The organism is Pseudomonas syringae group sp. J309-1, assembly GCF_032582135.1.
GTDB lineage: Bacteria > Pseudomonadota > Gammaproteobacteria > Pseudomonadales > Pseudomonadaceae > Aquipseudomonas > Aquipseudomonas quasicaspiana.
This window is the reverse complement of the sequence record NZ_JAWHNU010000029.1, coordinates 45599-68815: the sequence shown is the minus strand read 5'-3', so window position 1 is coordinate 68815 and position 23217 is coordinate 45599. Positions and strand designations below refer to the sequence as shown.

General features: G+C 57.4%; 14 protein-coding genes. 6 read left to right on the top strand and 8 right to left on the bottom strand.

Annotated features, from left to right (window positions below; translation table 11 throughout):
- Nucleotides 1-98: 98 nt before the first annotated feature.
- From queF to RX972_RS16590, 5 genes are all read right to left on the bottom strand, one after another.
- Entirely contained in the window at nucleotides 99-929 is an 831-nt protein-coding gene (gene queF, locus RX972_RS16610; RefSeq protein WP_316877164.1) for an NADPH-dependent 7-cyano-7-deazaguanine reductase QueF, read from the bottom strand.
- 72 nt (nucleotides 930-1001) lie between these two features.
- Entirely contained in the window at nucleotides 1002-1514 is a 513-nt protein-coding gene (locus RX972_RS16605; RefSeq protein WP_049826770.1) for a plastocyanin/azurin family copper-binding protein, read from the bottom strand.
- Nucleotides 1515-1608: 94 nt separating this feature from the next.
- Nucleotides 1609-2853, bottom strand: a complete 1245-nt coding sequence (locus RX972_RS16600) for a lipoprotein-releasing ABC transporter permease subunit (RefSeq protein WP_231677429.1) — start codon at nucleotides 2851-2853, stop codon at nucleotides 1609-1611.
- 74 nt (nucleotides 2854-2927) lie between these two features.
- Complete coding sequence (lolD, locus tag RX972_RS16595; RefSeq protein ID WP_176469878.1) at nucleotides 2928-3611, bottom strand: lipoprotein-releasing ABC transporter ATP-binding protein LolD; 684 nt, start codon at nucleotides 3609-3611, stop codon at nucleotides 2928-2930.
- 7 nt (nucleotides 3612-3618) lie between these two features.
- Entirely contained in the window at nucleotides 3619-4869 is a 1251-nt protein-coding gene (locus RX972_RS16590; protein WP_316877159.1) for a lipoprotein-releasing ABC transporter permease subunit, read from the bottom strand.
- 125 nt (nucleotides 4870-4994) lie between these two features.
- On the opposite strand from RX972_RS16590, the gene RX972_RS16585 reads away from it, so the two are divergent.
- Nucleotides 4995-5576 (top strand): PilZ domain-containing protein, encoded by a 582-nt coding sequence (locus RX972_RS16585; RefSeq protein ID WP_027898717.1) that lies wholly within the window; start codon nucleotides 4995-4997, stop codon nucleotides 5574-5576.
- 195 nt (nucleotides 5577-5771) lie between these two features.
- Entirely contained in the window at nucleotides 5772-6494 is a 723-nt protein-coding gene (locus tag RX972_RS16580) for a glycerophosphodiester phosphodiesterase (RefSeq protein WP_231677427.1), read from the top strand.
- A 42-nt stretch (nucleotides 6495-6536) separates the two neighbouring features.
- Here RX972_RS16580 and sthA read toward each other — a convergent pair whose 3' ends face one another.
- Nucleotides 6537-7931: a Si-specific NAD(P)(+) transhydrogenase gene (gene sthA / locus RX972_RS16575; RefSeq protein WP_027898719.1), complete on the bottom strand. Its 1395-nt coding sequence runs from the start codon at nucleotides 7929-7931 to the stop codon at nucleotides 6537-6539.
- A 313-nt stretch (nucleotides 7932-8244) separates the two neighbouring features.
- Complete coding sequence (locus tag RX972_RS16570) at nucleotides 8245-12780, bottom strand: dermonecrotic toxin domain-containing protein (protein ID WP_316877154.1); 4536 nt, start codon at nucleotides 12778-12780, stop codon at nucleotides 8245-8247.
- Between the two features lie 330 nt (nucleotides 12781-13110).
- Here RX972_RS16570 and RX972_RS16565 point away from each other — a divergent pair, with 330 nt between their 5' ends.
- Nucleotides 13111-14403: an MFS transporter gene (locus tag RX972_RS16565; protein ID WP_099269245.1), complete on the top strand. Its 1293-nt coding sequence runs from the start codon at nucleotides 13111-13113 to the stop codon at nucleotides 14401-14403.
- A gap of 227 nt (nucleotides 14404-14630) precedes the next feature.
- Here the strand turns inward: RX972_RS16565 and RX972_RS16560 are convergent, their stop codons facing one another.
- Nucleotides 14631-16094, bottom strand: a complete 1464-nt coding sequence (locus RX972_RS16560; RefSeq protein WP_027898081.1) for a glyceraldehyde-3-phosphate dehydrogenase — start codon at nucleotides 16092-16094, stop codon at nucleotides 14631-14633.
- 216 nt (nucleotides 16095-16310) lie between these two features.
- Here RX972_RS16560 and mfd point away from each other — a divergent pair, with 216 nt between their 5' ends.
- The 3 genes from mfd (at nucleotide 16311) to RX972_RS16545 (ending at nucleotide 23112) form a co-directional block, all read left to right on the top strand.
- A complete protein-coding gene (gene mfd / locus RX972_RS16555) occupies nucleotides 16311-19763 on the top strand; it encodes a transcription-repair coupling factor (RefSeq protein WP_316877150.1) in 3453 nt (1150 codons plus the stop codon).
- Between the two features lie 11 nt (nucleotides 19764-19774).
- Nucleotides 19775-20299: a CsiV family protein gene (locus tag RX972_RS16550; RefSeq protein ID WP_231672381.1), complete on the top strand. Its 525-nt coding sequence runs from the start codon at nucleotides 19775-19777 to the stop codon at nucleotides 20297-20299.
- Between the two features lie 71 nt (nucleotides 20300-20370).
- On the top strand, nucleotides 20371-23112 hold the full coding sequence (locus RX972_RS16545; protein WP_099269242.1) for a DEAD/DEAH box helicase: 2742 nt from the start codon (nucleotides 20371-20373) through the stop codon (nucleotides 23110-23112).
- Nucleotides 23113-23217 lie beyond the last annotated feature (105 nt).

Here is a 23217-nt window from a genome sequence, read left to right as displayed (position 1 = left end):
TCCGATGCCAGGGGTCTGACATCGGATTCTCTATAAAGCCCGGCTTGGACTCAAATGCTTAAGTGAACAGCATTACGTCGAAGACGGGCTTTTTGTGCTTACTGCCTGGCCAGTCGGCGATTATCCGGGCTGATCGACTCAGTGCTGCGGTACGGATTGATATCCAGACCACCACGCCGCACATAACGCGCATAGACGGTCAACTTCTCCGGGTTGAGCAAACGCTGCAGGTCGAGAAATATCCGCTCGACACACTGCTCATGAAAATCCGAATGCTGGCGGAAGCTGACGATGTAAGCCAACAGGCTCGCAGGATCCAGCTCGGCGCCGCGATACTCCACCGCTACGCTGCCCCAATCCGGCTGACTGGTCACCGGGCAATTGGATTTGAGCAAATGACTGTGCAGGCTTTGCTCGACAATACGGGAATCATCACAACGCAGCAGCTCTGGCTGAGGTCGGTCGTAGCTATTGATGCTCACATCAAGCTCATCGATGCAAAGCCCCGGCATCGTCGCCACGCCTTCCCCCTCAATGTCCGCCAGACTGCGGATACGCACGCCTACCGGCTTACCCGCTGCGGCAGACAAATCCTTGACCAGCGTTGCAGTCAGCTCTGCACGATCAGCAAAGGGCGTTTGATTGAGCGAATTGAGGTACAACTTGAACGACTTCGACTCGATGATATTCGGCGAATCAGCCGGAATGCTGAACTCGGCGATGGCCACCACCGGCTTGCCGGAGGGCAGCAGCCAGGAAAGCTCGTAGCAATTCCAGAAGTCGACGCCCTGATACGGCAACGTCTCGGCGGTCAGACCCAGCTCGGCCCATTTGGCGGCACGCGGGATCGGGAACAACAGAGACGGCGTGTAAGTGGCGATATATTCGCTGGACTTGCCTAGCGGCGAGTGTTCGGCTGCGGGGTGCATGAAAGTACCTGAATCACATAAAGCTGACGGAATAAGCGCCAGTTTATAGGGTTTGCGCCGAGCTTTCAGCGACTAGTCGGTAATTGTCAGCTTGCCGACCATACCGGCCTGATAATGCCCAGGCAGATTGCAGGCGAACTCAAGATTGCTGGCCTTGGCAAAGGTCCACGTCAGCTCGGTGGTTTTGCCCGGTTCAACCAGCACGCTGTTCGGATCATCGTGCTTCATTTCCATGGAGCCATGGCCCATGTCGTGATGAGCCATACCCGTAGGCGTCAGCATGCCGCTTTGCTGCATTTTGATCATTTCCTGCTGATGACTGGCGTGCATCGCCGCATCGCCCAGGTTGAACTCATGCAGCAACTGGCCTTTGTTGATCAGCACGAAGCGCACCGTCTCACCGGCCTTGACCTGCACCGCCTTGGGGTCGAAATACATATCCCCCAATACCAGTTCAATGGTGCGCGAAGCCTGGGCGGCAGGCGCAGCATGTCCGAACGTAAGGGCGGGAGCTGGCGAAGCAAGCAATGGCTGACTGAGTGTCAGCAGTGCAGCAACCAGTGTGAAGCGGGCAATAGAGGGCATGGTGTTCTCCAGAGTGTCGACGAACAAAGGCTGAAGTCAATGAAGTGAGTGACCGGGCCTGACGAACAGAATCGAGTCAGGCCCGAGCCATCAATCACTCATACCGCAATGCATGCGCAGGCTGAATCTGCGCCGCGCGCCAGGCCGGGTAAAGCGTGGCCAGGAAGCTCAGGATAAAGCCCGCGCTGCAAATCAGCACCACATCGCCCGCTTGCAACTCGGAAGGCAGATTGCTGATGAAGTACACGTCAGAGCTGAAGATGTGCTGTCCACTGACCCGCTCTATCCAGCCCACAAGACTGCTGACGTTGATCGCGGCAATAATCCCCAGCACGCCACCAATGATCGTCCCGACGATACCGATGACCGTTCCCTGAACCATGAAGATGGTCATGATCTGTCGCGGTGTCGCGCCGATGGTGCGCAGGATTGCAATGTCCGCGCCCTTGTCGTTCACCACCATGATCAGCGTAGCAATGATATTGAACGCAGCGACGGCGACGATCATCAGCAACAGCAGGCCGATCATGGTCTTCTCCATCTTCATCGCGCTGAACAGGCTGCCCTGGGTGTGAGTCCAATCATCGGCGCGATAATCTGCTCCGAGGCCTCCGGCAATTGTTTTCGAGACTTCAGGCGCCTTGTACAGATCCTTTAGAGCCAGACGCACACCCTGCACCTGATCAGGCTGCCAGCGGTTTATCTGCGCGGCGTCTGCGACGTTGATCAAAGCCATGGAGCCGTCAAGCTCGGCGCCAACCTTGAAAATGCCGACCACCGTCAGGCGTTGCAGGCGTGGCGTGATACCGCCCGGCGCGCTGCTGACTTCAGGCACGATCAATGTCAGTTTGTCGCCGACGTTCAGACGGAAGCGACGGGCGCTCAACTCGCCCAGCACGACACCAAACTCGCCCGCTTTTAGGTCTTCAAGCTTGCCCTGCACGATGTGTTTGGTGACGATCGACACCTCGTGCTCCAACGCGGGATCAACGCCACTGATCTGAATCGGCTGCATCGCGCCCTTGTAAGAGAGCATGCCGTCCATTTCGGTGAATGGCACAGCGGCCGTGACTTCCGGATTCTTCAACGAAGCGTTCGCAACAGGCTTCCAGTCGTCCAGCGGCTTGACGCCCGCGATCACTGCATGGGGCACCATGCCGAGAATGCGCGAGCTCATTTCCCGCTGAAAACCATTCATCACGGACAGCACCACAATCATCGCGAGCACGCCCAGCGCCAACCCGATCATCGAAGTCATGGAAATGAACGAGATGAAGTGGTTGCGGCGCTTGGCACGTGTGTAGCGCGCGCCAATAAATATTGATAACGGTCGAAACATTCGCAGTGCACCGTGGGAAAAATTGTCGCAAAAAATCAAATCCCGGCGCGATCAATTGCGCCGGGCTGGAGAGGTCAGGCTTCTACCAGACGACCGCCTTCCAGGCGCCATACACGATCCATCTGTCTGGCCAGATTCATGTCGTGAGTCACCACCAGAAACGCAGTGCGCGACGAAGTGCTCAGCTCCAGCATCAGGTCCTGAATACCTTGTGCAGTGTGGTGATCGAGGTTACCCGTAGGCTCATCAAGCATCACCAGCCCTGGCTGATTGACCAACGCCCTGGCGATCGCTACTCGCTGACGCTCGCCGCCGGACAACTCGGAAGGTTTGTGCGCCAGACGATGCCCCAGCCCTACCCGCTCCAGCAGCGCGGTTGCACGCTGACGCGCCTCCGGAATCGCCGTCTTGCCGATCAGCAGCGGCATGCAGACGTTTTCCAGCGCAGTGAATTCCGGCAACAAATGGTGGAACTGATAAACGAAGCCCAGTGCGCGATTACGCAGCAGGCCACGGGCCTTTTCACCCAAAGCCGAAAGCTCTTCGCCAGCCAGCCAGACACTGCCCTCGGAAGGTGTGTCCAGACCGCCCAGCAAGTTGAGCAAGGTACTTTTGCCAGAGCCTGAACTGCCGACAATCGCCACGCGCTCGCCCGGGAACAACTCCAGTTGCAAACCCGACAGAACCACTACCGACTCAGGGCCTTCCTCATAGGATTTGCCCAGGTTGCGGCAACTCAATACTGCTTTATCACTCATGCCCGACTCACTCATAACGTAACGCCTCCGCCGGTTGGGTGCGCGCTGCGCGCCAGGCCGGATACAAGGTGGCGAGGAAACTCAGGACCAATGCCGCGCCGCAGACCATCAACACATCTTCAGCCATCAGTTGCGATGGCAAGTAGTCGATGAAGTACACATCGGCATTGAGAAACTTGTGGCCGATCAGGCCTTCCAGCAGGGAAATAGCAGCACTGACGTTGAGCGCAGCAATAATGCCCACTACAGCGCCGATGAACGTGCCGACCACACCGATCACTGTGCCCTGGACCATGAAAATCGCCATGATCTGCCCGGGCGTAGAGCCCAGGGTACGCAGGATCGCGATGTCGCCCTTCTTGTCGTTGACCACCATTACCAGCGTGGAAATGATGTTGAACGCCGCAACAGCCACGATCAGCAACAGCAGCAGCCCGATCATGGCTTTTTCCATGCGGATCGCCTGATACAGGTTACCGTGGGTGCGGGTCCAGTCACGGGAATAGTAGTTGTGTTCGCCGAGGGTCTGGGCGATTTGATAAGAGGTGCGAGGCGCTTCGAACAGGTCTTCGAATTTCAGGCGCAGCCCTTGCACTTCGTTGGCTTTCCAGCGATGCAGGCGGCCCAGGTCATCAATTTTGGTCAGGCCGAGGTAGCCATCCAGCTCACCGGCTCCAACATGAAAAATACCTGTCACGGTAAAACGCTTCATGCGCGGGAACATACCGGCAGGCGTCACCGTCACTTCAGGGGCTACGAACGTCACCTTGTCGCCAACCCCAACACCGAGCTTGGTGGCAGCTTTGTCGCCGATCACGATGCCGAAGTCACCGGCAGCCAGATCATCCAGCTTCCCCTGCTTCATGAAGTTATCGATGATCGAAACTTTCCGCTCTTGCGCCGGGTCGATGCCATTAAGCAGGACCTTTTGCACGTTGCCGTTATTGGTCAACAAGCCCTGCATCTGGGTAAACGGGGCAACAGCCAGCACCTGCGGGTTTTGCCTGACCTTGTCAGCCAGACCCTGCCAGTTGCCGATCGGCTCACCGGCTTCGATGGTGGCGTGCGGGACCATGCCGAGTACGCGAGTACGCATTTCATGATCGAAACCATTCATGACCGATAACACGACTATCATCACCACTACGCCCAGGGCGAGACCGATCATGGAAGTCAGGGAAATGAAGGAGACGAAATGATTGCGGCGTTTTGCACGGGTGTAACGCGTGCCTATGAATACAAAAAGAGGTCTGAACATTTAGGGACTTGTTCGGAGGAATGGGAACGTCCTTGTGGCGGGCCTGAGCAGGCAGCTTTACACTCGAAGTCACTCTGAGCACTGCGAGCAACCACTATGACCATCGCCGCTACCATGGGTTCGCCATGTCGACATTAGATGAAGAAGAACGCCGCGAATACTACCGTATCGAGGACAGCGTCGCACTTGAAATTAACCTGCTGTCCAGTACCGACGAGACTGGGCACCAGGCCATGCGCGAGACCTCGGCCCTCTTCGAGTTGCTCAGCGAGTTGCACATAGCCGAGTTCGAATCCCAGCATCTTCTACGCCAGCTGGACGACCGCGACCGGGTGGTGAACAGCCTGATGCAATCGTTTGGCAAGCGCATTGAACTGCTTGGCCGGGTGGTGGCGCAAACCACTCTGGGCAAGCTGGGCGCCCCGCAACCCGTGACTATTTCCGAAGGTGGCGTGCAATTTCACAGCGCTACAAGCTTCGCCGTCGATGCCCAGCTATCGATAAAAATGGTCTTGATGCCGCAAGCGTCAGCATTGATGCTCCACGCCAAAGTGACCCATTGCGACATTCTGCTGGACGGCCAATTCGAGATCGGCACCGAGTTCATCGACCTGCCGGACTCTCAACGACAGCTGTTGGCCAGATACATTTTGCAACGACAAGCTGCGCTGCGGCGTCAGGCGCTGGAGCAGGAAAAGCCTGAGTAAACAAAAGCAGGCCAAGCAGACGCTGCACCTGTAGGAGCTGCCGAAGGCTGCGATGGCGGTGCGTCAGACTAAATGCTTCGCAGCCTTCGGCAGCTCCTACAGGGAATGTATTTCATCCAGAGGATGCATTTCGATAACAGTACATAACTGACTATCAAACCAAGACCAACGCCTTGAAGGCCACCAGGAGTAAACGTGACCCTTATTTATGGCCATCGCGGCGCCAAAGGCGAAGCACCGGAAAACACCCTGACCAGCTTTCAGGAATGCCTCAAGCACGGCGTACGGCGCTGTGAACTGGACCTGCACCTGTCCAGTGACGGGGAATTGATGGTGATTCACGACCCGACCCTGAAACGCACCACCGACAGGCGCGGCAAAGTCATCGAACACAGCGCCGCCGATCTGGTGACGTATGACGCACGCAAAGGCGGCCCCGGCTGGATCAATCCCTGCCCGATCCCACGCCTTGAAGAGCTGTTCGAAAAGTGCGATTTCGCGCACTGGCAGCTGGAAGTCAAAAGCGCATCCCGCACCCGCGCCGCATCAACCGTACTGGCCATTCGTGAAATGGCTCAGCGCCATGGCCTGCTGGACAAGATCACCATCACCTCAAGCTCTCGGGAAGTGCTTAAAGCGGCACTGGAACTGACGCCGGACATATCGCGCGGTCTTGTCGCCGAATACGCATGGCTCGACCCTTTGAAAGTCGCGCAAAGCTATGGCTGCGAGTACCTGGCATTGAACTGGACACTCTGCACCCCTGAGCGCCAGCAAAAAGCTCAGCGTCAGGGTTTGCATGTGTCGGTGTGGACGGTCAACGAACCCGCACTGATGCGCAGGCTCGCCGACTTCGGCGTGGACAGCCTGATTACAGACTTTCCCGGTTTGGCCAGCGCCACCCTCGAGAATCGCTGAAATCGGTCTCCCCGGCCGGCTCAGGCCACCGGCCGGAGTCGCTTAAAAAAGCCGGTTCAGGCCATCGTAAGCAGCTACCCGATAAGCTTCAGCCATGGTCGGGTAGTTGAACGTTGTGTTGACGAAATACTTCAGGGTATTGGCTTCACCCGGCTGGTTCATGATCGCCTGCCCGATGTGCACAATTTCTGATGCCTGGTCGCCGAAGCAATGCACACCCAGCACTTCCAGAGTTTCACGATGGAACAGGATCTTCAGCATGCCCACACGTTCGCCGGAAATCTGCGCCCGCGCCATGCCCTTGAAGAATGCCTTGCCTACTTCGTAAGGCACTTTCGCCTGCGTGAGCTCGTGTTCGTTTTTGCCGATCGAGCTGATTTCCGGAATCGTGTAGATGCCGGTTGGCACGTCGTTGACGTAGCGCCAGCTGCCGTTATCGACAACCACGCCTGCAGCTGAACGCCCCTGATCGTAAGCGGCACTGGCCAGGCTCGGCCAGCCAATCACATCGCCCGCGCCGTAAATATTCGGCACGTTGGTACGGTAGCTTTCGTCGACTTCAATCTGGCCGCGGCCGTTAGCCTTGATACCAACATTCTCCAGCCCCAGCTTGTCAGTGTTGCCGGTACGACCGTTACACCACAGCAAGGCGTCTGCCTTGATCTTCTTGCCGGACTTGAGGTGCAGGATCACACCGTTATCCAGACCTTCGACCTTTTCGTACTCTTCGTTATGGCGAACCATCACGTTGTTATTGCTGAAGTGATAACTCAACGCCTGAGAAATTTCCGAATCCAGAAAGCTCAGTAGCTGATCGCGGTTATCCACCAGCTCGACCATGACGCCCAGACCACTGAAGATCGAAGCGTACTCACAACCGATAACGCCAGCGCCATAAATGATCAGCTTACGCGGGGTGTGACCGAGGCTGAGGATGGTGTCGCTGTCGTAGATACGCTTGTGGGAAAAGTCGATATCCGCAGGGCGATAAGGACGCGATCCGGTGGCAATAATGATCTGGTTGGCGACCAGTTTCTCTACGACGCCGTTGCCGCACACCACATCGATGCTGTTCTCGTCAGCAAAGCTGCCAGTACCGAAAAACACATCGACGCGATTGCGGGCGTAATAGCCAGTGCGCGAAGAAACCTGCTTGGAAATAACCATTTCGGCGTTTTTCAACACGTCCGGGAACGAAAACCAGCGTGGCTCGCCAATGGCCCGGAACATAGGGTTAGTGTTGAAGTGAATGATTTGCTTGACCGAATGACGCAATGCCTTGGACGGGATGGTGCCCAAGTGTGTGCAGTTACCGCCGACCTGCCGACGGCTGTCGACCATCGCTACTTTGCGCCCTGCCTTGGCGGCGTTCATTGCCGCGCCTTCTCCGGCAGGGCCGGAACCCAGTACTACTACGTCGTAGTTGTAGACAGCCATGCGTACTCCTTAGAACAGGCCGAGGTGCCACTCTGGCATCTCTGGCTAAATCACGTCGCGGCCAGCGACATGAAGGATCAGAATCTGGCGCGCAGTTTAAACCGCCGCCGAAGCGTGGAACATTAACCGTTGGTAGCGCCGCAAGCCACTTTTGTCTGCGACAAAATGACGCTCTGGCTTTTCCCGCGACGCTCTACGTTGTGCAGACGGCAAACATTCGAACACCCCAAGGCTGCAAATGATAAAGCGCTTGCCGTCGCAAATCACAAAAAAAGCCAACGCAGCTTTCAAGCCACGCTGCGATCGACCCCACTCAAGGGGTCAGCACCAGAAACAGACGCTGAGCGATCTCCTTGCCTATCGAACTGCGGTAAATGCTGACCACCTCCTGATTGGCTTTTGCCGCCTTGACCAGTGCCTTGTAGCCCAGCAGCCGCTGCTCCGGTAATTTCAGATGCGCCGCGGTGAATGCTTCAGCGCTGGCACTTTCGGTAGCGTAGTGAAAATGCGCCCACCAGAGTATCTGATGGTCTTTGTCGCGAATGGCAAACTCCTGAAGGAAATCATCACGCCGGGCTCCAGACATATTTTTTCGACTGCCAAAACTGGAAATATCAATTTCCCGCTGTTGATGCAGATAACTGATACGCGCAGCTGTGGGTGGCTGTGCCTTGATCATTGCAATACGAATCAAGCGCCCCTGATCTTTCAAGCGGGCGGCCGCCGCTGCCAGATCCTGCATCTCTTTTGCAAAACCTGAAGCAGATGCCTCTTTACTGAAGGGCTTCATCTGGTCGATCAGCACGATCAGCTTTTCAGCCCTTTGAACGAGAATATCTTCCATGTCCTCAGGCTCACTCGCCCGTTTTGATTGCCTCCATGCACTGTTGATACTGCCCTCCACTCTTGCCAGGTGTTCCCGAGCCTGCCGCTGCAGCTCTGCTGGCATGGCGCGGGGGATGACTGGCTTAGCGGCGGACTCAGGCGTCATGACCTCAACCCACTCACCGTCAGCGTGCTGATGCCATGTGTTGATCACTTTACTGGTCAGCGCATCGGAGACATCCACCACATCGCCCTCAGACTCGACGGCGCTCTGGCGAATGTTGCCGATGAAGGTCCGGTGGCCGCGGGTTTTGATCACCCGCTTGCCAGGCCTCGCAACCCTGGGCCTCTGTTCAGGAAACGTATCTGATGCTTCGGTATTTTCCTTGATCAACAGCGTGAGCCGTTGCAGGGCGACATCTTGAAAGGCACCGATCTGGGCAATGAACTGCTCAAGGTATTGACCTCTCCTGCCCGAGAACTCCAAAGCATGAATGTAGGTACTGATGTCACTGGCTCGACCGTACTCTTTGAGCGCACTTTCCAGAACACTGATGCTTTCAGCCAGTGAATACGTATTGGGCCTGTCCAGCTCGAGGTGGGATGCAATCGCCGCATGCAGATTCTGGTCGTTGCGCAGAGTCCTCAGTTGCTTCAGGTCATCACTAAACATGCTTTCTGGACGACTGAACACCAGCTCAAGCGTCGAAAACATATGAACGGCTTTCCAGTCCAGATTCGAAGGCTGATTGTTGCCGTATGCCTCTGTGACTTCATTGCGCCAATATTCCTGCCCCACTTTTGGAACGTCACGCAGTTGAACCCAAACGGCCTCACGCATCTGTGACCAGTGCAGCCCTTTTGTCTGGGCGATCGTCAACTTGCGGAACAGATCAAAGTAAGCTTCAGCATTCTCGGGCACCACTGCTTCGCCAGAGGCCAGGGTGCGCAGGTTCGCCAGTTCATTATTGGCAATGATTGCCTGATCCTGAAAAAGCATGCCTTCGAAGTAACAGATATGCCGGGCCAGACTCTGCAACTGGATGGCAACGTCCTTTTCCGCAGGGCGGTCCCCCGGCCGGTGTTCCCGCTCCAGTTTGAAACGCTCTTGCATCACACTGACCAGCTCGGCCAGGTCGCTTTCATAGCGATCCATAAAAAGCTGACGCACCGGGCCCTGCGCAGTTTTTAGCTGCTGATCGTAGGCCAGCATGTTTTTCAGCAATGCATCACGCCGCTTCACAAGTTCGGACAGGCCATCGTTAATACGCCGGGCGTTCGCTGCATTAGCCTGCGCGAGTTTTCGGGCATTCTGTTTTGGGCCGCCACCACGTAAATGCAGCCCCAGATCCAGCCGCCACTCCAGGCCGTCCCGAGTCAGCCAGGGCCCCTTAACGTCAGGGTCATCGTCCTGAACGATATACACACAGTCCTGGTCAGCGATAACGCGAAACAAACTCCCATCAACCCGTGCGTACCACTTTCCATGGCCCTCGTACAAACCGGTGTAAACACCAGAGAGAGTCACTGCATCAAGGGGCGGTTCGGGTGAGACATTAAAGGTCAGCAGCCTGGAGCGCTGAGCTGCAGTAAGTCGAGAAAGCGGGTTGGACCAGCTGAAATCGAGCCCGTCCCTACCGGCCGACATATCCAGCGTCCGCGGAGCCATCGGGTTTTCATCCATTTCTTGAGAGCTGAGCGTCGCATCAACCCCAGGCTTGCCACTACGAACCACCGGGCCTGAGGCTGATATGACACCCTGATGCAGGACAATCATCGCCACGTTGAGCAGCAAATCCGCAAGCGCCGCCGAGCGCCTACCTTGCTCGGCGTCATCCGGCAGCGTCAGGAGCTGGTCGGCGCTGCCTAGCAATTGCAAAAGCCACGCGGAGTGGCCTAATGAGCCACCAACAAGGGGTAGCAACATCTCGAGCAGCAGCCAGCCTCCTTCCTTAAGGTTCGCCCAGCGGTTTTCGACGTTGGAAACCGACTCGCGATCGGCTAACTGCACCAGCGCCATGGCAACGGCTTTGAACAACGCTTCAAGCGGATCACCAGCCATGACATCGCGGCTCAATACTGTCGGTTGCGGCCGCTCAAGCGGCTCAAACTCGGAGCCAAGCCCGAAGCGGACTATATGTGGCTCATCGAATCCTCCGTTGGCATAAACAGGGCGTGCCGCATCACTCAGCCAGGTCAGTACCTGTTGTTGCAAGGCACCGGGCTGAGCGATGGCGTCACGCAGAGCTTTCCAGTTGCTGAATTGCGTCAAAGGCGTCGCGAGAAAGGGCTGATAGAGCAGATATGGGCCCGACTCGATGTTCAGCGGGCCAATCACAAACATATTGCCGACATTGTCCACCTGCCCCGTGTGCCAGGCCTTGAAACCCAAAGTGCGCAGAACTACAGACTGCTCGTCTTCTTCGCGCATGGGCCACAAATCGTTCAGCAAGGCAGCAATCAACCGGCAACCGGCATCACTTATCGCCCCTTCCCGTTTGAGCTTCTGCTCCAGAGCCTTCAGCGGAAGCTGGATACGCAACTGATTGCAGAACAGCAAGCGACGCCTGTCAGCTTCATTGGCATCGGTAATCAGCAGTCTGCGCAGCAATTCTGGGTAGGTCTGGCCGACGTTGACTGCCTGAACCAGGTGCTTGGCATAACCTACGGTCAGCCAGTCCGGCAAAGGCTGATCAGTGCTCCGGCGTAGCGTCACCGTACCCACAGGTAAGCCGACAAGATTCTCCAGCGCAAACTCAGACAGTGTCATGCGAACATTTTCCACTTCCCCCTGAGCAAACACCTGACCGCCAGACCCGGCGGCCACAGCGGTCACTTTGTCGATGACCAGCTCTATCTCGCTCAAAGGTACCTGTGTGGCGTCTGGATGATCCTCAAGCATCTGCCTCACAAGGGCCTGAGACGCAAACTCCGCGATGGGCGGCAATCCCTCGTTAAATGTCCTGCCTTGCGTATTGGCTTGCAATACAGCCAAAGCGGTCATGGATCGGCTGTAAGAGATTCGGTCCGAATCGCTTGCCTTGCTTAGCCATTCAGGAAGCGACTCGGCATCAGCCTTTGGCTGTTTGACGAACAAAGCCCCAACATCTGTCGACGCATCCAGGTAACGCTCAAGCGTCGCAACTTCCAGATAGGCAGCATGAGTCAAGTAATGCACGGCCCTGATCTGATTTTCCAGAATGGCACGACCCAGATCCTCGAACACATCGTTATCAGGCTCGTAGAAACCCCACTCCAGAGATTGATGCCTGGGGTCCTGAATGAAGTCCTGCCGCAGGCGCGTCACCCAGCCAGCCAGCGTGTAGCGTTCACACTCCCCGAAAAGACGGTAAACCAATACCTCAGGGCCGGTCGTCGACTGTTCAAGTGCCACTAACGCGGGTATCCCCCGCGTTTCCGAAACACCGTCCTGAATCAGCGTTACATACGCAATACCCGCCTGACCCCCCGGCTGTTCGTTTTTGCCACACAGAGTAGTGATGGTACGGAGCATGGCACGCTGATCTGAACGAGACGCATCAAGCGCCGCCAACCGACCCATGACATCTCGCCTGATCGACTGCGAAAGCCAGGCCCAGCGAGTCGTAAGCCTGCCGCCGATGGCGCAGGGCCGGCTCCAGAAATCAGCAATCGACTGTTTGAAGTCGCCGATCAGCGCCAATGCTGACTGGTCGACGATGGTACTGATTTCCTCCATATCCACAGCTAATGGCTGCTCAGATGAAGCACCGTGATCGGCCATAAGCGCAAAGCCAGTGTTCGTCCACTGCGGTGTTGCCCGGCGCTGAAAATATTCAAAAAGGCTATCCACCAGAGAAGACCTTATTGATTTGGGTGACATATCCGGGTCGCCTGAGGTCCGGGGCACGACCGAAACCGCCTCAGGGTCAATGGCCAGGTCTGGAAAACGCACACTTAAAGCACTGCGCAGGCTGCTCGTAGCCAGCTCACGCAGAGAAGGACGGGAGGCGAATTGCTCCGCCACGGCCAGTTTGATCGTCATGGATTTAACTCTTGGTGATTGAAATATCTCACCGGAGTTAACACCTTCGACGGGCCGGCAATGACATACAAAAGTAATGCAATCCGGCCCCTGCCAACGGTCTGCCAAATGCACTTACAAAGTATCAAGAGTTGTCTTTAAGGCGTTTTACACATATCGTTACAATTGTGCAGCGCGTGCAGGCAGGAGCCTCGAGCGGTGCAGCAGGACATAAAAATACAACGGATCCTTTGGGGCCTTTGTCGCTTCGACATAACCGGGCCAGAGCCTTCTGGCTGATGTTGCAAGTGCATAAGGTCCTGACCAGATAGCCCAAGCGAGTAATTTTCAATGACCTCGAACACCGGCAAAGGCAAGGCGATATTTCGCGTTGTCAGCGGCAACTTCCTTGAAATGTTTGACTTCATGGTCTACGGCTTCTACGCCACCGCCATCGCCAAAACCTTCTTCCCTGCCGACAGCGCATTCGCCTCACTGATGCTTTCACTGGCAACGTTCGGCGCTGGCTTCCTCATGCGTCCGCTGGGGGCGATCTTCCTTGGCGCTTACATTGACCGCCACGGCCGAAAAAAAGGTCTGGTTGTCACCCTGGCGATGATGGCCATGGGCACAGTGCTGATTGCCTGTGTGCCGGGTTATGCAACCCTCGGCGTCGCTGCGCCGTTGCTGGTGCTGCTGGGTCGTTTGCTACAGGGCTTTTCTGCTGGCGTGGAACTGGGAGGTGTCTCGGTTTATCTGGCGGAGATATCTACCCCTGGCCGTAAAGGTTTCTTCGTCAGTTGGCAGTCCGCCAGTCAGCAGGCCGCCGTGGTCTTCGCCGGCTTGCTGGGTGTTGCCCTGAACCATTGGCTGAGCCCGGAAGAGATGGGCGAATGGGGCTGGCGCGTGCCGTTCCTGATCGGTTGCCTGATCGTACCGGTGATTTTCGTGATTCGCCGCTCGATGGAAGAAACCCCGGAATTCGAAGCTCGCACTCATCGCCCGACGCTGAAAGAAGTGGTGCGCTCGATTGGCCAGAACTTCGGCCTGGTGCTCGGCGGCATGGCGCTGGTGATCATGACCACCGTGTCCTTCTACCTGATTACTGCGTATACGCCGACCTTCGGTAAAAACGAGCTGCACCTGTCCGACCTCGACAGCTTGATCGTCACGGTTTTCGTCGGGATTTCGAACTTCATCTGGCTGCCGGTGATGGGCGCGCTGTCTGACCGTATTGGCCGCAAACCTTTGCTGGTTGCCGCAACCGTTCTGGCCATTGCGACGGCGTACCCTGCCCTGTCCTGGCTGGTCGCCAACCCGAGCTTCGGTAACCTGCTGATGGTCGAGCTCTGGTTGTCATTCCTGTACGGCTCGTACAACGGCGCGATGGTGGTTGCCCTGACCGAGATCATGCCGGTAGAAGTGCGCACGACCGGCTTCTCCCTGGCCTACAGCCTGGCAACTGCGACCTTTGGCGGCTTTACCCCGGCAGCGTGCACCTACCTGATTCACGCGCTGGACAATAAGGCTGCACCGGGCATCTGGCTGACAGGCGCAGCAATTCTTGGGCTGGTCGCCACACTGGTGCTGTTCCGCAAAGGCGGCCAGAAGCTGCAAGCGCCTGAAGCTGTGACTGCCGGATAATCCGGAGTCGCCGCAGTAGGAGCGCGATTGCCCGCGATAGCGTTAGTTCATGCAAGAAACTATCGCCTGATTCAACGCTATCGCGGGCAAGCGCGCTCCTACAAGATCTGATCTCTGCAATACAGAACATCAAAAACAGCGCACAACAAAAAACGCCCCGACCAGTTACCCGGTCGGGGCGTTTTCGTTTCTGCTTGTAGCTTGTCGCTTAAAGCTTGTAACTGCTCTTAACGCGGGAACGCTGGTGGGTTAACGCCCGCCATGTCTTCCATCACGCGCACCACCTGGTGGCTGTAACCGAATTCGTTGTCGTACCAGACGTACAGAACAACGCGGTTATCGTTGGCGATGGTTGCTTCAGCATCCACTACACCGGCGTGGCGCGAGCCGACGAAGTCAGTGGAAACCACTTCCTGGGAGTTCACGAAGTCGATTTGCTTGTGCAGGTCCGAGTGCAGCGCCATGTAGCGCAGGTACTCGTTGATTTCTTCGCGGGTGGTCGCTTTCTCAAGGTTCAGGTTGAGAATCGCCATGGAAACGTTCGGCGTCGGTACGCGAATCGCGTTGCCGGTCAGCTTGCCAGCCAGCTCAGGCAGTGCCTTGGCAGCAGCAGTGGCAGCACCGGTTTCAGTGATTACCATGTTCAGCGCGGCGCTACGGCCACGGCGATCGCCCTTGTGGAAGTTGTCGATCAGGTTCTGGTCGTTGGTGTACGAGTGAACCGTTTCAACGTGACCGTTGACGATGCCGAACTTGTCGTTGACGGCCTTGAGCACCGGCACGATGGCGTTGGTGGTGCAGGAAGCCGCAGAAACGATCTTGTCGTCAGCAGTGATTTCACCGTGGTTGATACCGTGCACGATGTTTTTCAGCTTGCCTTTGCCTGGAGCGGTGAGCACTACGCGGTCGATGCCCGGGCACCCAAGGTGCTGACCCAGACCATCGGCATCACGCCATACACCGGTGTTGTCTACCAGCAGTGCGTCCTTGATACCGTACTGGGTGTAATCCACCTCGGTCGGATTCTTGGCGTAGATCACCTGAATCAGGTTGCCGTTCGCAGTGATGGTGCTGTTGGCTTCATCAACAGTGATGGTGCCATCGAAGGAACCATGCACAGAATCGCGGCGCAGCAGGCTTGCGCGCTTGACCAGATCGTTCTCGGCGCCTTTACGGACGACGATTGCACGCAGACGCAGGCCATCGCCGCCGCCGGTTTTTTCGATCAGGATGCGCGCCAGCAGGCGACCAATCCGGCCGAAACCGTACAGCACAACATCAGTGCCCTTGCGTGGCGAAGCGTTCTGCTGCCCCACCAGCTCGGCCAGCTCTTCACGAACGAACTGCTCGGCGGTGCGGCCGTTGCCTTCAGTCTTGAACTTGACGGCCAGTTTGCCGAGGTCCACCGAGGCTGAGCCCAGCTTGAGCTCGCTCATGGCCTTAACGAGCGGGAAAGTCTCGTGTACGGACAACTCGCTTGCATCGGACTGGCGGTGACGCGCAAAGCGGTGAGCTTTGAGAATCGCGATAACCGATCGATTGATCAGGCTGCGGCCATAGATCGAACTCACCACATTATTATTGCGGTAGAGCTGACCGATAAGCGGGATCATCGTCTCGGCGAGAGCTTCACGATCAATCCATTCACCAAGACACTGGTCGGGCTTCTGAGTCACGGGAACCTTCCACATGTAGGGGCTGAAAAAAGGGGCTACATTATGCCGCCGCCTTTGTTTAAGGGCAATGCGCCGTAGTCAGATCAGCGAGCACTACATTTTGTTCCGCTGCACTTCAGAAATTGCCAAGGCGTGCACTTCTGAATCACAGCGTAGTCTTAGACCTGACATTTGCACCCTTCCCCCGGTACAATCGCGGCCCTCGTCGCAACGCTTGGAGCTCAATCTTCCGTGCCTGTTCTGCGTCTACCGCTACTCCCTGCCGCGGCAGGCAAACAACACTGGGGCAACCTTCCCGGTGCCGCGCTGAGCCTGGCGATTGCCGAGGCTGCCAGTGCCGCCAAGCGCTTCACCCTGCTTTTGACCGCCGACAGCCAAAGTGCCGAGCGACTCGAGCAAGAGCTGAAGTTCTTTGCGCCCAGCCTGCCGGTGTTGCATTTCCCGGACTGGGAAACTCTGCCCTACGATTTGTTCTCACCGCACCAGGACATCATTTCCCAGCGGATTGCGAGCCTTTATCGCCTGCCGGAGCTGGTGCATGGCGTTCTGGTAGTGCCCATCACCACAGCCCTACATCGTTTGGCACCGACCAAGTTCCTGCTGGGCAGCAGTCTGGTTCTGGACATTGGCCAGACGCTTGATATCGAGGCGATGCGCACACGCCTGGAGGCCAGCGGCTACCGGTATGTCGACACGGTTTACGAGCACGGCGAATTCACGGTACGCGGCAACCTGATCGACCTGTTCCCGATGGGCAGCAAACTGCCTTACCGGATCGACCTGTTCGATGACGAAATCGAAACGCTGCGCACCTTTGATCCTGAAACCCAGCGCTCCATCGATAAAGTCGAGTCGGTTCGTCTTTTGCCTGCACGTGAATTCCCGTTGCAAAAGGAAGAAGTGACACGCTTCAAGGCACGGTTCCGCGAGCGCTTTGATGTGGATTTCCGTCGCAGCCCGATCTTTCAGGACCTGAGCAGCGGCATCACACCGGCCGGTATCGAGTATTACCTGCCATTGTTCTTTGAAGAGACCTCGACGCTGTTCGACTATCTGCCTCAGGACACTCAAGTGTTTTCCCTGCCGGGCATTGAACAGGCCGCAGAAAACTTCTGGAATGACGTACGCAACCGTTACGAGGAGCGTCGCGTAGACCCCGAGCGGCCTCTCCTGCCTCCCGCTGAATTGTTCCTGCCTGTGGAAGACTGCTTTGCCCGCCTGAAAAGCTGGCCTCGGGTAGTGGCGAGCCAGCAGGACGTCGACACCGGCGTCGGCCGTGAGCGCTTTCCGGCGCAGTTGCTGCCGGAGCTGGCGATCGAAGCCAAGGCCAGTCAGCCATTGGCCGCCCTGTCGAAATTCATTGAAGAGTTCGACGGCCGCATCCTGTTTACCGCAGAGTCAGCGGGTCGCCGCGAGGTGCTGCTGGAACTGCTCGAACGTCTGAAGCTGCGACCTAAAACGGTCGACAGCTGGAATGACTTTGTTGAGGGCAACGATCGCCTGTCGATCACCATCGCTCCACTGGATGACGGCCTGCTGCTCGAACAACCTGCTATCGCCCTGATCGCTGAAAGCCCGCTGTTCGGGCAACGCGTGATGCAGCGTCGGCGTCGTGAGAAACGCACCGACGGTGGCAATAATGACGCCGTCATCAAAAACCTCACCGAACTGCGTGAAGGTGCTCCGGTCGTTCACATCGACCATGGCGTCGGTCGCTATCTGGGGCTGGCGACGCTGGAAGTGGAAAATCAGGTCGCCGAGTTCCTGATGCTGGCCTACGCCGAGGACGCCAAGCTGTACGTCCCTGTGGCCAACCTGCACCTGATCGCCCGGTACACCGGCAGCGATGACGCTCTGGCGCCGCTGCACCGACTGGGCTCGGAAACCTGGCAGAAAGCCAAACGCAAAGCCGCCGAACAAGTGCGCGACGTCGCGGCCGAACTGCTGGATATCTATGCCCGCCGCGCAGCCCGGGAAGGCTACGCGTTCGCCGACCCCAAAGCCGACTACGCCACGTTCAGCGCGGGCTTTCCGTTTGAAGAAACACCGGACCAGCAAACCACGATCGATGCCGTACGCGCCGACATGCTCGCGCCAAAACCCATGGACAGGCTGGTATGCGGCGATGTGGGCTTCGGCAAGACCGAAGTGGCCATGCGCGCAGCGTTCATTGCCGTGCATGGTGGTCGTCAGGTGGCGATTCTGGTGCCGACCACCCTGCTCGCCCAGCAGCACTACAACAGCTTCCGCGACCGCTTCGCCGATTGGCCGGTGAGCGTTGAAGTGATGAGTCGCTTCAAGTCCGCCAAGGAAGTCAGTGCCGCGGTCGCGGATCTGGCTGAGGGCAAGATCGACATCGTCATCGGCACGCACAAGCTGCTGCAGGACGACGTGAAGATCAAGAACCTGGGCCTGGTCATCATCGACGAAGAACACCGTTTTGGTGTGCGTCAGAAAGAGCAGCTAAAGGCGTTGCGCAGCGAAGTCGATATTCTGACCCTGACCGCGACACCGATCCCGCGCACGCTGAACATGGCAGTGTCGGGCATGCGCGATCTGTCGATCATCGCCACGCCGCCCGCCCGACGCCTGTCGGTGCGCACCTTCGTCATGGAACAGAACAAGCCGACGGTCAAAGAAGCCTTGCTGCGTGAACTGCTGCGCGGCGGTCAGGTGTACTACCTGCACAACGATGTGAAGACCATCGAAAAATGCGCCGCCGATCTGGCCGAACTGGTGCCGGAAGCGCGTATCGGTATCGGTCACGGGCAAATGCGTGAACGCGACCTCGAACAGGTGATGAGCGACTTCTATCACAAGCGCTTCAACGTTCTGATCGCCTCGACCATTATCGAAACCGGCATCGACGTACCAAGTGCCAACACCATCATTATCGAGCGCGCTGATAAATTCGGTCTGGCGCAACTACACCAATTGCGTGGCCGGGTTGGACGCAGTCACCACCAGGCCTATGCTTACCTGCTGACACCGCCACGCAAGCAAATCACCCCAGATGCAGAAAAGCGTCTGGAGGCCATCGCCAATACTCAGGATCTGGGTGCCGGTTTTGTACTGGCCACCAACGACCTGGAAATCCGTGGCGCGGGCGAGCTGCTGGGCGACGGCCAGAGCGGGCAGATTCAGGCAGTAGGCTTCACGCTGTACATGGAAATGCTCGAACGTGCGGTGAAATCGATCCGCAAGGGCGAACAACCGAACCTTGATCAGCCACTGGGCGGCGGACCGGAGATCAACCTGCGCGTGCCAGCCCTGATACCGGAAGCCTATTTGCCGGATGTGCATACCCGCCTGATTCTCTACAAGCGCATCGCCAATGCCACTGACGAAGACAGCCTCAAGGATCTTCAAGTGGAAATGATCGATCGCTTCGGCTTGCTCCCCGAGCCAACCAAGCACCTGGTGCGCATTACCCTGCTCAAATTGCAGGCCGAGCAACTGGGCATCAAGAAGGTCGACGCAGGCCCACAAGGCGGGCGCATCGAATTTGCTGCCGACACGCCGGTTGATCCACTGACCCTGATCAAATTGATTCAGGGCCAACCTAACCGCTATAAGTTCGAAGGTGCCACGCTGTTCAAATTCATGGTGCCCATGGAGCGTCCGGAAGAACGCTTTAACACCATTGAAGCGCTGTTCGAGCGCCTGACCCCGAAAACTGCTTGAAGGATTCATCCATGCGTGTGCTTCACTCACTCATCCTGCTGCTGACGCTCATCGCGCCAGCAGCCTTTGCCGATGGCAACTTTCAGGTCGAAATGATCCTGTTCCGCCAGCAAGGCGAACCGGCTGCAACGCGTCAGGTCGCACCCGAGAACTGGGCAGCCAACGCACAGAAGATTGATGCACAGAGTGAGCGCGGCGTTGCCTTGAAGGACCTGGCTGACAAACTCAACGCCAGCGGTACTTATCAGGTATTGCTGCACCGCGCCTGGCAGCAGAGCCTGAGTGCGGAGCCGGGAAAGGTCGCCGTCAGCAGCGGTGAGGAACGGTGGGGACACTTCCCGATTGAAGGCACCTTGAGCATAGGCATTGCACGCTTCACCGATATCGCGGCAGACTTCTGGGTCAACCAGCTTGATGCCCATGGTGTGCTGACCAGCAGCGAACGCCTGAAACAGACCACCCGGGTCAAGAACGGCGAATTGATCTATATGGACCACGGAAGTCTGGCCATGCTGGTGAAAGTATCGCCTCTTTAATTATTCAAGTAGCGCAACACGTGCTTCTTTTTCCATTCAAGCATCGCTACGGCGTAGGGCTGTCCTGAACTGTGTCGTCCAATCTTGAAAAGGTCCTCGCTTGGTCGTGGACAGATTTATTTACCAGCAGAACCGTTGAACGGGGGTTTGACTATGCCCACGAAGACCGTATTCAGCTTGAGGAACTCAACCCTGACTCCGCACGTACGACATGCCGAGGCTCAGGTTCGGAAGTCTATACACAGACTTTCAAGTTCAGAGACCCTGACCGCTTCGCCAATGCCCTGATATGCAAATGCACTTGCCCGATGCGCGAGAACTGCAAGCATTGTGTGGCGGCCTTGTTTTATCTTCATGCACCGCAGAACAGCAACGCTTTGGAGGCTGCGCTGGACACCACTCCGTCTGTGCAGCGACCGCGCATCGAAAAAGCGCCAGCCCTGCCCGAACGACTGGTCGATGACATCAAGCCGCAGCCACGCCTGATGCTGGCCAGCGTCGAGTTCAGCGCCTACGAACCGCGTAACGGCCGCATGCAACGGCACATCCAGCATCGCGCCGCCCTTGCCTTCGGCTACGACAAACACTACGCCACCGGCACGGCTAACGTCAGCATCCTGGTCAGCTCTCTGGGCAGCGATCTGGTTAACCAGAAAAGCGACATCATCGAACACCGTGAAACAGAGACCCTGCGTATCCGCCGTCAGGGCGAGCTGGAACGCCAGCAACGCCAGGTTCTGCAGGACATGGGTTTCCGGGTCGCAACGCGGCAAAGCAAAGCGCTGCCGGACACCGCCGGTGATATGTTCGACCTGCCCAACGACAAGGCCTGGCTGCACTTCGTGCTCAACGACTTGCCGCGCCTTGAAGAACAAGGCTGGGAAATCGTTATCACTGACGACTTTGCCTTCGACGTGACGCCCGTGGACGACTGGTACGCGGTCATTGACGAAGAGGCCGAGCGCGACTGGTTCGATCTGGAACTGGGCATCATCGTCAACGGCGAACGCCTGAGCCTTCTGCCGATCCTGATCAATCTGCTGCGCAGTCATCCGGAATTGATGAGCGCGGCCGGGATCGCCAAGCGCGGCGACGATGAACAACTGCTCGTGCAGCTCAATCACTTCACCCAAAATGGCGGTGGGCCGGTGCAGATCGCCCTGCCCTACGGGCGTCTGAAACCGGTACTGGCCACCCTGGGCGATTTTTATTGGCGCGAAGAAGGCAGCAACTCGTTACGGCTGAACACTGCCGACGCCACGCGCCTCGGTGAGCTGGATGACTTGCCCCTGAGCTGGCAAGGCGGCGATCGTCTGCGCCAGTTCGCGGACCGGCTGGCCAATATCAAGGACGCTCCGGTCGTCGTACCCGAAGGGCTTAACGCCACATTGCGGCCCTACCAGCACGAAGGCCTGAGCTGGATGCAGTCGTTGCGTGAACTGGAAGTCGGTGGCGTGCTGGCCGATGACATGGGTCTGGGTAAAACCCTGCAGACCCTGGCACACCTGCTCATGGAGAAACAGGCCGGCCGCCTGGATCGTCCGGCGCTGGCCGTGATGCCCACCAGCCTGATTCCCAACTGGCTGGACGAGGCCGAGAACTTCACGCCGCAATTGCGGGTACTGGCGCTGTATGGTGCCAATCGCCACGCCGACTTCGAAAACCTGAATCAGTACGACCTGATTCTGACGACTTATGCCCTGCTACCTCGTGACGAAGAAGTGTTGGCGAAGCTGCAGTTGCACACGCTGATCCTTGATGAAGCGCAATACATCAAGAACCCGAACAGCAAAGCCGCTCAGGCTGCTCGCAGCCTGAATGCCCGGCAACGTCTGTGCCTCAGTGGTACGCCGCTGGAAAATCATCTGGGCGAACTGTGGTCGCTGTTTCACTTCCTGATGCCCGGCTGGCTGGGCAGCAGCAAGGAATTCAACAGCAACTACCGTAACCCCATCGAGAAGCACGGCAACATGGAGCGCCTGCAGCATCTGAACGCGCGGATCAAACCTTTCCTGCTGCGTCGAACCAAAGAACAGGTCGCCACCGAGCTGCCGCCCAAGACCGAGATCATCCATTGGGTCGAACTTAACGAAGCCCAGCGCGATGTATACGAAACTGTTCGCCTGGCCATGGACAAGAAAGTCCGCGACGAGATCACCCGCAAAGGTGTAGCACGCAGTCAGATCATCATCCTTGAGGCGTTGCTCAAGCTGCGTCAGGTGTGTTGCGACTTGCGTCTGGTCAACAGCGCCCCGGCCAACCCGCGTCAGGGCCACTCCGCCAAACTGCAAAGCCTGATGGAGATGTTCGAAGAGCTGCTGGCCGAAGGCAGGAAGATCCTGCTGTTTTCGCAGTTCACCTCGATGCTGACCCTGATCGAAGCCGAACTGAAGCAGCGCGGCATTGAATACGCCCTGCTTACCGGATCGACCCGAGACCGACGCACGCCCGTGCAAGCGTTCCAGGCGGGCAAGCTGCCGATCTTTCTGATCAGCCTGAAAGCAGGCGGCACCGGTCTTAACCTGACAGCAGCCGACACCGTGATCCATTACGACCCATGGTGGAATCCGGCAGCAGAAAATCAGGCCACCGACCGTGCTTATCGCATTGGCCAGGACAAACCGGTATTCGTCTACAAGATGATTGCCCGAGGCACCGTGGAAGAGAAGATCCAGCGCCTGCAGCAAGAAAAATCAGCACTCGCAGCCGGGGTGCTCGATGGCCGGGTGACGGGCGACTGGAAGCTGCAAAGCGAAGACATTGCCGCCCTGTTTGCGCCATTGCCGGCGCAGACCAGGAAGGACAAGAAGTAAGGGCATTACGCCCCTGTAGGAGCTGCCGAAGGCTGCGAAGGCGGTGTGTCAGACAAGACCGCCTTCGCAGCCTTCGGCAGCTCCTACAGGGATCGCCGATATTTG